Source organism: Pseudomonas sp. LBUM1664 (assembly GCF_059695895.1).
Map to the genome: position 1 here is coordinate 4,007,627 of NZ_CP166791.1, position 12,804 is coordinate 4,020,430.

General features: G+C 60.0%; 12 protein-coding genes. 5 read left to right on the plus strand and 7 right to left on the minus strand.

The annotated features are described in order from the left end of the window. Positions 1–105: 105 nt before the first annotated feature. Positions 106–1,749: a GMC family oxidoreductase gene (locus tag ACA047_RS18580; RefSeq protein WP_497351742.1), complete on the plus strand. Its 1,644-nt coding sequence runs from the start codon at positions 106–108 to the stop codon at positions 1,747–1,749. Positions 1,750–1,867: 118 nt separating this feature from the next. Further along, complete coding sequence (locus ACA047_RS18585) at positions 1,868–3,490, plus strand: MFS transporter (protein WP_497351744.1); 1,623 nt, start codon at positions 1,868–1,870, stop codon at positions 3,488–3,490. Between the two features lie 152 nt (positions 3,491–3,642). Here ACA047_RS18585 and ACA047_RS18590 read toward each other — a convergent pair whose 3' ends face one another. Further along, a complete protein-coding gene (locus tag ACA047_RS18590; protein ID WP_497351746.1) occupies positions 3,643–4,059 on the minus strand; it encodes a response regulator in 417 nt (138 codons plus the stop codon). A gap of 243 nt (positions 4,060–4,302) precedes the next feature. Here ACA047_RS18590 and ACA047_RS18595 point away from each other — a divergent pair, with 243 nt between their 5' ends. After that, a complete protein-coding gene (locus tag ACA047_RS18595) occupies positions 4,303–6,249 on the plus strand; it encodes a DNA topoisomerase III (RefSeq protein ID WP_497351748.1) in 1,947 nt (648 codons plus the stop codon). A 605-nt stretch (positions 6,250–6,854) separates the two neighbouring features. Continuing rightward, entirely contained in the window at positions 6,855–7,184 is a 330-nt protein-coding gene (locus ACA047_RS18600) for a hypothetical protein (RefSeq protein WP_497351750.1), read from the plus strand. A 60-nt stretch (positions 7,185–7,244) separates the two neighbouring features. On the opposite strand, the gene glsB is transcribed toward ACA047_RS18600, so the two are convergent. Then, on the minus strand, positions 7,245–8,153 hold the full coding sequence (gene glsB / locus ACA047_RS18605; RefSeq protein WP_497351752.1) for a glutaminase B: 909 nt from the start codon (positions 8,151–8,153) through the stop codon (positions 7,245–7,247). Positions 8,154–8,474: 321 nt separating this feature from the next. On the opposite strand from glsB, the gene ACA047_RS18610 reads away from it, so the two are divergent. Further along, positions 8,475–8,669: a hypothetical protein gene (locus ACA047_RS18610; protein WP_497351754.1), complete on the plus strand. Its 195-nt coding sequence runs from the start codon at positions 8,475–8,477 to the stop codon at positions 8,667–8,669. Between the two features lie 10 nt (positions 8,670–8,679). Here ACA047_RS18610 and ACA047_RS18615 read toward each other — a convergent pair whose 3' ends face one another. The 5 genes from ACA047_RS18615 to ACA047_RS18635 all read right to left on the minus strand — a co-directional run bounded on the left by ACA047_RS18615 (position 8,680) and on the right by ACA047_RS18635 (position 12,738). Then, a complete protein-coding gene (locus ACA047_RS18615) occupies positions 8,680–9,699 on the minus strand; it encodes a hypothetical protein (RefSeq protein WP_497351756.1) in 1,020 nt (339 codons plus the stop codon). Positions 9,700–9,806: 107 nt separating this feature from the next. Continuing rightward, a complete protein-coding gene (locus ACA047_RS18620; RefSeq protein WP_497351758.1) occupies positions 9,807–10,736 on the minus strand; it encodes a ZIP family metal transporter in 930 nt (309 codons plus the stop codon). Between the two features lie 107 nt (positions 10,737–10,843). Then, entirely contained in the window at positions 10,844–11,725 is an 882-nt protein-coding gene (locus ACA047_RS18625) for a manganese catalase family protein (protein WP_497351760.1), read from the minus strand. 258 nt (positions 11,726–11,983) lie between these two features. Then, entirely contained in the window at positions 11,984–12,292 is a 309-nt protein-coding gene (locus tag ACA047_RS18630) for a con-10 family general stress protein (protein WP_497351762.1), read from the minus strand. A gap of 206 nt (positions 12,293–12,498) precedes the next feature. Beyond that, entirely contained in the window at positions 12,499–12,738 is a 240-nt protein-coding gene (locus tag ACA047_RS18635; protein ID WP_497351764.1) for a hypothetical protein, read from the minus strand. Positions 12,739–12,804 lie beyond the last annotated feature (66 nt).

The following is a 12,804-nucleotide window of genomic DNA, read 5'->3' on the forward strand; positions in this document are numbered from 1 at the left end:
GCATGACTGTTTAAAAACGCACAGCTGCTGCGCAAAAACTAACATTCTTTTGACGAAAACTAACAACTAGGATGGATCCCACAAAAACAAAAAATGAGGTCGCGGATGCAACCTGTCGTCGATGAATACGATTACGTGATCGTGGGTGCCGGCCCCGCCGGATGCCTGCTGGCCAACCGACTTTCGGCCAACCCGCAACACCGGGTGCTGCTGCTCGAAGCCGGTGGGCGCGACAACTATCCGTGGATCCACATCCCGGTCGGCTACCTGTTCTGCATCGGCAACCCGCGCACCGACTGGTGCTTCAAGACCGAAGCACAAGCGGGCCTGCAAGGGCGCGCCCTGAGTTACCCGCGCGGCAAAGTATTGGGTGGCTGCTCCTCCATCAACGGCATGATCTATATGCGCGGCCAAGCCACGGACTACGACGGCTGGGCCGCCGAGGGCAATCCTGGCTGGGCCTGGAAAGACGTATTGGCGCTGTTCAAACAGAGCGAAAACCACTTCGCTGGAGCGTCCGAGTTCCATGGCGCTGCCGGAGAATGGCGGGTCGAACGCCAGCGCCTTTCATGGCCGATTCTCGATGCGTTCCGCAGCGCCGCCGAACAGAGCGGCATCCCCAGCGTCGACGACTTCAACGGTGGTGACAATGAAGGCTGCGGCTATTTTCAGGTCAACCAGAAAGCCGGGGTACGCTGGAACGCCGCCAAGGCCTTCCTCAAACCGATTCGCCAGCGCCCCAACCTCACGGTATTGACCGACGTCGAAGCCGACCGCGTACTGTTGCGTGACGACCGGGCGCACGCGGTCAGCGCCCGCTGGCAAGGCAAAGGCATGACCTTCACAGCCCGCAAAGAGATCGTGCTGTGCGCCGGGGCCGTTGGCTCACCGGGCATCCTCCAGCGCTCCGGGATTGGCCCGCGCAGCCTGCTCCAGCGCCTGGGCATCGGCGTGGTTCATGAACTGCCTGGGGTGGGCGGCAACTTGCAGGACCACCTGCAACTGCGGCTGATCTATCAATTGGAAAATGCCCGCACCCTGAACCAGATCGCGGGCACCCTGTGGGGCAAGATGGGCATGGGCCTGCGCTATCTGTACGACCGCAGCGGCCCGCTGTCCATGGCCCCCAGTCAGCTCGGCGCGTTCGCTCGTTCGGGGCCGGAACAGACGTCGGCCAACCTCGAATACCACGTGCAGCCGTTGTCCCTGGAACGCTTCGGCGAACCGTTGCACACCTTCGCGGCGTTCACCGCGTCGGTCTGCGACTTGCGCCCGCAAAGTCGTGGCCGGGTCGACATCCGCTCGGCCGACCCACACGAGGCGCCGCTAATCCAGCCCAATTACCTGAGCCACCCCGAAGACCTGCGCATCGCCGCCGACGCCATCCGCCTGACCCGACGCATCGTCGCGTCCCCGGCCCTGCGCGCCTTCAAACCGGTGGAATACCTGCCGGGGCCAAGCCTGCAGACCGAAGAAGAGCTGCACCAGGCCGCCGCCCGCATTGGCACGACGATTTTCCACCCGGTGGGCACCTGCCGCATGGGTCAGGACCGCGACGCCGTGGTGGACGCGCAATTACGGGTCCACGGCGTCAAAGGCCTGCGCATCGCCGACGCCTCGATCATGCCGCGCATCACCTCGGGCAACACCTGCTCGCCGACGCTGATGATTGCTGAGAAGGCGGCGCAATTGATGCTTGAGTCGGACACCAGGAACACCACGATCCAGAAGGAGACTGCCACGGTCTGAAGAACAACAGAGTCCCCCACAGGGGAATGTGTGTAATCAAGGAAAGTATCAAAGCAGGAGACGCCAAACCGGCGTCGACAGTGGAACAACAAAAACAATCACTGTGAGGGATACCGCTATGTCTGAACATGTTCAGCCCCTGGAAGCCACGCGCAGCGCCGGCACCAGCCAGCAAATCCAGAAAGTCATCTTCGCCTCGTCCCTGGGGACGGTGTTCGAGTGGTACGACTTTTTCCTCTACGGCGCCCTGGCGGCGGTGATCAGCAAGCAGTTCTTTGCCGGGGTCAACGACACCACGGCGTTCATCTTCGCCCTGATGGCGTTCGCCGCCGGCTTCATCGTGCGGCCGTTCGGTGCGCTGGTATTCGGACGGCTGGGGGACATGATCGGGCGAAAATACACCTTCCTGGCAACGATCGTGCTCATGGGCCTGGCGACGTTCTGCGTCGGCCTGCTGCCCAACTACGCCAGCATTGGCATCGCCGCGCCGATCATCCTGGTGCTGCTGCGCATGCTTCAGGGCCTGGCCCTGGGCGGTGAGTACGGCGGCGCGGCCACCTACGTCGCCGAGCACGCACCAACGGGTAAGCGCGGTTTTCACACCAGTTGGATTCAGTCCACAGCCACCCTCGGGCTGTTGCTCTCGCTGCTGGTGGTGCTGGGCTGTCGCTACTTCACCGGTGATCAGTTCGAAGTCTGGGGCTGGCGCATTCCGTTTCTGCTGTCGATCCTGCTGCTGGGCATTTCCACCTGGATTCGCCTGAGCCTGCACGAATCGCCGGCCTTCGTGAAAATGAAAGAAGAAGGCAAGTGCTGCAAGGCGCCGATCCGCGAATCTTTTGGCAAATGGGAAAACCTGAAGGTGGTGCTGATCGCCCTGTTCAGCATCAACGCTGGCCAAGCAGTGACCTTCTACGCCGCACAGTTCTACGTGCTGTTCTTCCTTACCCAATTTCTGAAGATGGACCCGGCGCTGGCTAACAGCCTGCTGATCGTCAGCGTGGTGATCGGCGCGCCGTTCTTCATCTTCTTTGGCTGGCTGTCGGACAAGGTCGGACGCAAACCAGTGCTGATGCTCGGCCTGCTGCTGGCGACGGTGCTGTACTTCCCGATCTTCAAGACACTGGCCCACTACGCCAACCCGGCCATCGACATGGCAAGTCAGCAAGCGCCGATCACCGTGGTTGCCGACCCGGCCACCTGCACCTTCCAGTTCGACCCAGTGGGCAAGGCGCGTTTCGACAGCCCCTGCGACAAGGTCAAGACCTTCCTGGTCAAGCAAGGCCTGCCCTACAGCAGCGTCGCGGCCCCGGCCGGCAGCAATGTGCAGGTCAGCGTCGGTGACGTGAAGATCGATGGCTATGACGAAGCCGCCCTGCGCGGTGCAGTGACCCTGGCGGGCTACCCGCAACAGGCCGACGCCCAGCAGATCAACCGGCCAATGATCGTTGCACTGATCGTGGCGTTGATCATCATTTCAGCGATGTGCTACGGCCCGCTCGCGGCGCTGATGGTCGAACTGTTCCCGACCCGTATCCGCTACACCTCCATGTCCCTGCCCTACCACATCGGCAACGGCTGGTTCGGCGGCTTCCTGCCCACCGTATCGTTCGCCCTGGTGGTTTACACCGGGGATATTTTCTATGGGCTGTGGTACCCGGTGGTGATCACCGGGGTGAGCCTGGTGGTGGGCATGATCTGCCTGCGGGAAACCAGGAACGTGGACCTGGATACAAACTGAGGAACAGTCGGCTTAACAACCACTCTGTGGTGGGACGTCAGTTGTGGGAGCAAGGCTTGCCCGCGAAGCACGCGACTCGGTTCAGGATAGACCGCGTCATCTTCATCGCGGGTAAGCCTTGCTTCCACAGATAACCCTTCCCAGGATTTGTGTCATAACCCTCGTTGCACCTGATGATTTTTCATCGTGTCTACCACCAGATCCAGCATCTTCCCCAGCGCCCAGGGCTTGGCGATGAACGAAGCGCGGTGTTTGATTCCGGCGCTTTCCGGCGTTTCGTAGCCGGACATGATCAACAGCGCGATTCGTGGCCAGCGGTCCCCGGTCAGGTTGGCCAGGTCCGCACCGTTCAGCATGCCGGGCATGGTGATATCGGTAAGCAGCAGGCTCACATCGCCAGCACTGTGTTCGAGGAACTCCAGTGCCGCGTCGGCGCTGTCTCGCGGTTCCACTTCAAACCCCTCTTCCTGCAGGATCTCGCACAGGAATTCCAGAATGGTCTGATCATCTTCCACAACGAGAATCAAACGCGCGGCCGCCTGTCCGTTGCCCTTTGGCATCGAATTCATGTAAGTGACTCTCCTTGACCCCATAAACTTTCTTTGCGGTTTCAACCGCTCTGCAAGTTATGAGCGATGCGCTTGCGAGAAATTCATTCTGCGTGCCAATACGCTGCCGAACGTCGTGCCAGACAGCCCGATGCAACGCGGGGTGCAACACTTTTATCTGTATATCCATACAGATAAAGCTTGCTCCGACGCGCATCCATGACCATGCTACAGCCCATGAAATTTGCTTAGGAAAAGGGCGCTATGCAGCTGTACCTGTGTGAAAAACCGTCCCAGGCCAAGGACATCGCAGCCGTGCTCGGCGCCACGCGCCGTGGCGACGGGTGCTGGCTGGGGGCGAATGTCACGGTTACCTGGTGCATTGGCCATCTACTGGAAACCGCTCCGCCCGACGCCTACGATGCCCGCTACAAGCGCTGGGTGCTGGCCGACCTGCCCATTGTTCCGGCGCAATGGAAAATGACCGTCAAGCCGAAAACCGCCGGCCAATACAAGGCGGTCAAGCGCCTGCTGGGGGAAGCGAAGGAATTGGTGATTGCCACCGACGCCGACCGTGAAGGCGAAATGATCGCCCGGGAGCTGGTGGAGCATTGCCGCTATCGCGGGCCGATCCAGCGGCTATGGCTGTCCGCGCTGGATGAAGCGTCGATCCGCAAGGCCTTGGCCGCCCTCAAGCCAGGGGCCGAAACCTTCAACCTGTATCATTCGGCGTTGGGCCGCTCCCGGGCTGACTGGCTCATCGGCATGAACATGAGTCGACTGTTCACGCTGCTGGGGCGTCAGTCCGGTTATCAAGGCGTGTTGCCGGTGGGCCGCGTGCAGACGCCTACCCTGCGGCTGGTGGTGGATCGCGACCGCAGCATCGCCGACTTCGTGCCGGTCGCCTATTGGGCCATCGACGTGCAACTGCGCCACGACGGCACCGCCTTCACCGCCCAGTGGCGCGCCGACCCGGACGCCTGCGACGACCAGGAGCGTTGCCTGAACCAGGCCCTGGCCCGTGATGCCGCCCAAGCCATGAGCAATGCCACCACCGCCCGAGTGATGAAAGTACGCACCGAGCGCCTGCGCGAAGCGGCGCCGCTGCCGTTCGACCTGGGGACCCTGCAGGAAGTCTGCTCGAAGAAGCTCGGCCTCGGCGCCCAGGAAACCCTGGACATTGCCCAATCGCTCTACGAAACCTACAAGCTCATCACCTACCCCCGCAGCGACTGCGGTTTCCTGCCCGTGAGCCAGCACAGCGAAGCACCGGCCATCCTGGCCGCCCTCGCCCAGGCCGACCCGAGCCTTGCGCCACTGCGCGAGCACCTGCAGGCGCAGCGTAAATCCCGGGCCTGGAACGACGCCAAGGTCAGTGCCCACCACGGCATCATCCCCACCGCCGCGGCGAAGAACCTCGACAAGCTGGCCAGCAAGCAGCGGGCTGTCTATACACTGATTCGTGCGCGCTACCTCGCGCAGTTCCTGCCTAACCACGAATACGACCGGACCCAGGCCAACTTCGACTGCGCCGGCCAGGCGCTGCGCGCCGTCGGCAAGCAGATCGTCGAACCCGGCTGGAAACGCGCCCTGCCCGAAGCGCTGGCGCCGGCACGGGGCCGTGAAGCCCCGGCGCCGCAAACCTTGCCAGCGCTGGTCGAAGGTCGCGACTGCGCCGTGGACGAGGTGAAACTCAAGGACATGTGGACCCAACCCCCCAAGCCATTCACCGAGGGTGACTTGATCAAGGCCATGAAAAACGTCGCCAAACTGGTGGAGGACCCGCTGCTCAAGCAAAAGCTCAAGGACACCACCGGCATCGGCACCGAAGCGACCCGGGCCTCGATCATCCAGGGTTTGCTCGACCGTGGTTACCTGGTGAAAAACGGCAAGGCCTTGTCCGCCACCCCGGCGGCCTTCAGCCTGATCGACGCCGTGCCCCGCGCCATCGCCGACCCGGGGACCACCGCCATCTGGGAGCAGGCGCTGGACATGGTGCAAAGCGGTGAAATGAGCCTGGAAGAATTCGTGACCCGGCAAGCTGCCTGGATGAGCAAGCACATCGCCCGGTGCCAGGGCATGAGCCTGACCATCAGCGGCCCGGCAAGCCCCGCCGGCCGTGGCGCTACCCCGTGGAAAAACAAGCGCAAACCGGCCAAGCGCAAGGCTGGCGGTACACCGCGCAAGGCGACCAAAGCCAAGGCGACCTGAGCCTGGGTTCGCCACTGCATTACCCCTTGGCAAGGGCTTTATCTGTGGGAGCAAGGCTTGCCATAAAGACTGCACCGCACGCCCTTTCGCCAATTTTTCATACCCAAACCATTTTGTCCGACAATATGTAGTGCTTTAAAATAATCACTACAAAACCGTTGACGCCTCCGATTTGCCCTTGCATGATGAAGACGTCTCCCCGATCGGGAGTACAGGCAACTGTTTGAGCAAGCTCGTCTGACCGCCGAGCTGTTTTTTGGATAAGGGACTGCCCACAAGGCAGATTGAAGGTGCTGACCTGGCATGACCGTCCGGTAACAAGGACGAGAAACGCTGGCGATCGATCCTCATGACGCGCGTGGTCGACCCTCGAAAGTTGACGATGTCTGAAGGTTCTTCGCTGTTTCTCTTCGTTGTAGCGCATTTGCGTAGCAGCCCTTCGATAACACTACATCACCGTTGCACGACCCCGTCGAAGTCTGACGGACAGATGCTGACGGCCCGGTTTCGGTGCTAGCCATACAGGCATTGGGCAGGCACTTACCAAATAGCGAAGTTTTTGCGAACCACCAGACAGATCAACCAAATGGTCAAGGGGCTTACACATGAATCTGAATAATCAACCATCTATTGATGAACTGGCTCGCATATTCGCAGCACAAAAGGACAGCCTCGACAGCCATATCCTGTGGATCAGTAAGACTGGCCAGGTGCATATGGACTGCCTGTCGCCTTACGCTCACGAAGACGAGTTCGAACAGAACAGACAAGACTTGTGTGCCCGGCTGAAGATGTACCGCCGCGGCCAGGGCTATGTCGGCAAGAAGGCTGCCGCGGACAAGGACTTCATCGGTCGCGTACTGCAAACGCTGACCCAAGCCTGGCAGTCGATGCAAAACACCTCGCAAGTGCAGGTCATCGACCGCTTCTGCTGATTGCACTTGAATAAAAAAGGGCCCGTTCCTCAACCAGGAACGGGCCCTTTTTCGCAGTGCCTAGAACACCGACCAGCCGATCCGCTGGCTGAGCAGTTCCAGCGCCGCCATTCCCGCCAGTGAGTTGCCGGCGACGTTGAGCTCCGGCGACCAGACGCACACCGTGAAACGCCCCGGCACTACGGCGACAATCCCACCGCCCACGCCGCTCTTGCCTGGCAGGCCAACGCGATAGGCGAAATTGCCGGCCTCATCGTACAGCCCGCTGGTGGCCATGATCGAATTGACCTGCTGGGTCTGACGGGCGCTCAGGATCTGTTCGCCGCTGTGCTTGCAAAATCCGTCGTTGGCCAGGAAGCAGAACGCCCGGGCCAGGTCGATGCAGCTCATCCGCAGGGCACAGTGGCTGAAATAACTGCGCAGCACCGCTTCCACGTCATTATGAAAATTGCCGAAGGACTGCATCAGATAGGCCATTGCCGCGTTGCGGGCGCGGTGCTGGTATTCCGACTCGGCGACCTTGCCGTCCACCATGACCTGCGGATTACCCGACAGGCGCCGCACGAAATCGCGCATCGACAGCGCGGGAGCGGCGAAACGCGATTGGTTGATATCACAGATCACCAAGGCGCCGGCATTGATGAACGGGTTGCGCGGCCGACCGCGTTCGAACTCCAGCTGCACCAACGAGTTAAAGGGCTGGCCGGACGGCTCATGGCCCAGACGCTCCCAGATCGCTTCGCCGGAATGCTGGATGGCCTGCACCAGACTGAAAACCTTGGAAATACTCTGCACCGAAAACGGTGTGTCAGCGTCGCCTGCACAATACATCTCGCCGTCGTTGCCATAGACGGCAATGCCCAATTGCTTGGGCGGCACGCTGCCCAGGGCCGGAATGTAGTCGGCCACCTTGCCCTGACCGATCAGGGGGCGAACCGCATCGAGGATCTCGTTCAACAGTGCTTGCATATGCGCGGGGTCCAGTCATTCCCCGTTCGAGTGCGGGGATACAGACGCTAGACGCTGATGGGCGGCGTCAGAGCACACTGTTCCATCAAACTGCACAAACATCCTGTGGCGAGGGAATTTCTGTGGGAGCAAGACTGGCCCGCGAAGCAGTCGACTCGGTTCAAGATAGACCGCGTAACCTTCATCGCGGGCAAGCCTTGCTCCCACAGATCCCCGCCACTGGAAGGCTCATTCAGCCCATGAGCTTCAAAAATTTTCACGGGCGCATGTCACAAATCGAGCGGTCTATAGTTGAAGGGATCAACCGGCAGGAGGTACAGGATGCGGCAGATCATGCAGAAAGAACCCTGGTGGGCCTCGCCGCCCAAGCCTGGGCAGGATGAAAGCGAGCTGGAATGGGGTTGGCTGGTAATTTACAGCGAAGGCGAACCGCGCTTCGAATTCGTAAAGGAACGGCCCACGGACGAGCAAATCCATCATCGTAAGGGTTGCCGCGTCACCCTTGGGTCAAAATGAGCCCGTCCCGTCACGGCTTGATGTCCGGCAACACCACCGCTCGGTTGGCCAGATCCGCCTCCACCAGGTTGCCTTCGATTTCCTCGTCCAGGTAGTACACCGGGGCCATCACTCCGCTGAGGGGATGTTTGAGTGACTTGAACCAGGCCTCGTCGAACGCGGCGCTCAGGCTTTTGCGGATCTGCGCTTCCATTTCCGGCCGTTCGCCCTCATGGATGATGGCGCGAATGCCCGCCACTCCCACCGAGATCAACGCCCCCGCCGCCTTCCCGGCCACGGCCGCTGCCGCCCCGGCCGCCCCTCGTGTAGCGAACTGCGCTTCGATCTTTTCACTGGTGCGTTGCGCCACCGTGGCGATCACCGCGTCCGATGGACCCGAACCGGTGGCGGACGCCTTGTTGACGTGGTCGATCAACGCGGCGTAGGCCGGCAGTGTATTGAGCGGTGCGGTGTGGACCATCTCATACAACGACGCATTGCGCGCCGCCGGCGGCCCCAGGTTGATGGCGGCAATGCCGTGCAGGCGGCGGCTCATCAGCTCGGTGGGGATTCGATGCCGTTGGGCGATCACCTGGACTTGCTGGTTGAGCTGGCGCACGTAATAGTCCGTTGCATTGGCCCTGATCGCTTCGGGATCGATTTCCACCGCCACGGGCTCCAGCACCTGCTCGCGATACTGTTCTTGCAGATAAATCGCCAGGCGCCTGGCCGAAGAATCCTCCTCACCCTTGGCACTGGCGGAATACCAACCGACCTTCATCGCCAGCCATTCCTGGGTCCAGTAACTGCTGAACCAGGGGATGAACTCAGCCTCGGTCCGTTCGTACACCAACACCCGCCAATGCTCCATCGACCCGCGAGCATAGCGTTCGGACTGTTCGAGGGCGCTTTTCGACGCGGCAATGATTTGCTGATCAACCTGCCGCCAGGTGTCCTGGGAAATCGCCAGCGTGGCTGTCGGTTGACCGCGCTGCGACGTGGCGCACCCCGCCAGAACGATCAAAACGGCCAGCATCAGCGAACGCAGCACGGTCGCGCCACCCCGGTTTCACGTCATCCACGGGTTGAGTATAGGTGGGTAGAATCAAGTAAAACCTTGTGGCGCACACAGAGGTATCAAGACGGTCAACGGACGCGTTAACCCAGCGCCGTGTCGAGAAACATCATCACCGCAAACCCCATCATCAACCCCAGGGTGGCCGGGGTTTCGTGACCGTTGCGGTGGGTTTCGGGAATCACTTCGTGGGACACCACGAAAATCATCGCTCCGGCTGCCAGGCCAAGGCTGATGGGATAGGCCACGGCCACGCCCGACGACATGCCCAGGCCAATCACCGAGCCCAGAGGCTCCATCAGTCCCGAGCCCACCGCAATCAGCGCGGCACGCAGCGTACTGATGCCGGTGACCCGTAACGCCATCGCAATCGCAAGCCCTTCGGGGATGTCCTGGATCGCAATGGCGGTGGTCAGGGGCAGGCCTACCTTGAAATCGCCGTCGGCAAAACTGACGCCGATGGCCATGCCTTCCGGTAAATTGTGCAAGGTGATCGCGAGCACGAACAACCAGACCCGATTGATGCGCTCGGCTTGCGGGCCGCGTCGACCGCTCAATTCGTGTTCGTGGGGCACGAAACGGTCGAGACCGATCATCAGGGCAACACCCAGCCCCAGGCCGACCACGACGACAAACGCAGCGAGCAACTGATTGCCACAGATGATCTGTGCCGCGGCGATGCCCGGCAAGATCAGCGAAAATGAGCTGGCGGCGAGCATCATGCCTGCGGCGAAACCCAGCATGATGTCTTGGGTACGTGACGAGATATCCCGCAACACCACCGCCATCAGTGCACCCAAGGCCGTGGCGGCGAAACCGGACGTACCGCCCAACACCGCGTAACCCAGATTTTGCCGGTCGGCGCCCACCAGTGCGTTGTAGCCGCTGTAGAGCAGCAACACGGCGACCACGGCCAGCCCCAGCCAGAAGCTCAGCCCCAGCAGCAAATTGTTTTGCACAGGATCCAGCCAGGTACGCCAGGGCGATCGGATCCGGGAGGTGGGCTGGTCCATCGAATATCCTTACTGGTTTAGCCATGCCATGCCTGATCGTTCACGCAACGGAGGGAACGATCAAGCAGTATTTTCAGGCGAGGGAGCCAAGCTCCCTCGCCGGTCCTTTACAGTTTTTCAACTTGCATCCCTGAGCCCAAGTCGGCGCCTGTGGTGGGATCGCTTTCAGGGTTGGACATCGTCCGCGCCTTCATGTCCATCAACAATGCCTCATCTTTTTTACTCAGCTTTACGCTGGCCAGGCCATCGCCGCCATCCACGGCTGGCGTAGGGTTTTCAACGAATTCCCAATCGTCGCCCTGATTCCAAGGGCCACGCACAGAAGGTTCGCCCTGGGACATATTGAAGTACACATTGGTGAACTCCGGCATGCCTGGCAATTTACCTTGCGGGAAATTGGGCTGGATGGAGTGCAGGGCTTTTTCGAACGACATCTGGTGAGCAATTTCACGCGTCATCAAAAACCCCAGCGCTTCTTTTACGCCAGGATCGTCAGTGAGGTTCATCAGTCGCTCATAGATGATTTTCGCCCGCGCCTCGGCGGCAATGTTGGAACGCATGTCCGCGGTTGGCTCGCCAATAGTGTCGACATAGGCTGCGGTCCACGGCACACCGGCCGAGTTGGTCAGCGGCGAACCGGCGCCATACAGGAGGCTGGTGATGTGAGAGTCATTACCAGCCCCGTTGATGTCGCGGTACAGCTGGCCTTCTTTCTCCACGCCTTCGGCCATCTGGCCCTTGGCGCCCTTGTTCAGCATCACGATGATCGAACCGATCACCTCCAGATGGCTGAGTTCTTCAGTGGCAATGTCCATCAGCAGATCCTTGCGGCCTGGATCGTCCTCGGACAGCGCCTGGGTGAAATAACGCGACGCCGCCGCCAGTTCACCCTGGGCCCCACCGAACTGTTCAAGTAACAGGTTGGCGAGTCCTGGATTAGGTTCAGCGACACGCACGGTGTACTGCAGTCTTTTGTTATGTAAAAACATGATTAAATTCCTCGATCAGGACACAAGTCATGGGGGCACTACTGGTGGCAGGCCCACAAAATTCTGAAAAAGTTAAATGATTAAAATTTGTTTTTTATTCAATAATCGAGACGAACGGTAACGCATAAAAAACTGTACAAGACGTCAGGTTATTGAATAATGGAAGCGCCACTCAATCGATTGATAAATCCTCAAAAAGGATTTATTTATCAACACTGATGCAGGCCCCATGCAAGTGGCTAGGGGCCTGCGCGGTGATCAATCATTACGATTTACGACCGCCACCTTCCCCCCTTTCTTACCGGCTACAGAGGCGCGTTCCGGGTCGCTGGCAAAATTGCCACCGGATGCCTGACCGCCTTTGCGGCCGGCCTCAGCAGCACGCTCCCGGTCATTGGAGAAATTGCCGCCCGACGCCTGGCCACCCTTGCGCCCCGCCTCGGATGCGCGCTGCGGATCATTGGCAAAGTTGCCGCCCGACGCTTGGCCGCCCTTCTTGCCGGCTTCGGATGCCTTCTCACGATCGTTAGCGAAATTGCCAGGATTATTACTTCCTGTGTTAGCCATTTCATTCACCTCGTTAGTTAATATTAGCGAACCCGACGGCTCGTAGTATTGGGAAAACCCGACGCCGCTAAGGTTTTAAAGAAACCGGCGAACGGCGACGAACGGTCCTGGCTTTCAAGTTCAGTTTACTTATATCTCCGTAGGTTGTTTGTATTGCATCAAGCTATGAAGCAAGCGACAGCCGATACATTATTTTAAGTACCGGCCTATTCATCAACGTGAAGCCCGCTCCCACGTTGATCTATAGCAAACCAAGCAAGCTGCCGGTTGCGATAGGACTGATTGCCCAAGACTGTGCCGCTGTCCCATTCGATGACATCGCCAATGTCGATGTGATTGGCCGTACTCAACTCGAGCACGGTGTGGCCATGCTCTTGCGCCACGTACACACCCACCATTGCGCTCTGTCGATTGATGGCTCGTACTTCACTGGTGGTCTGCTTCATACGGGTCCTCTTCACAACAGGTTCAGGCGACCGAAAAATGTCGACCATTCTTTTTACGCTTGGCGC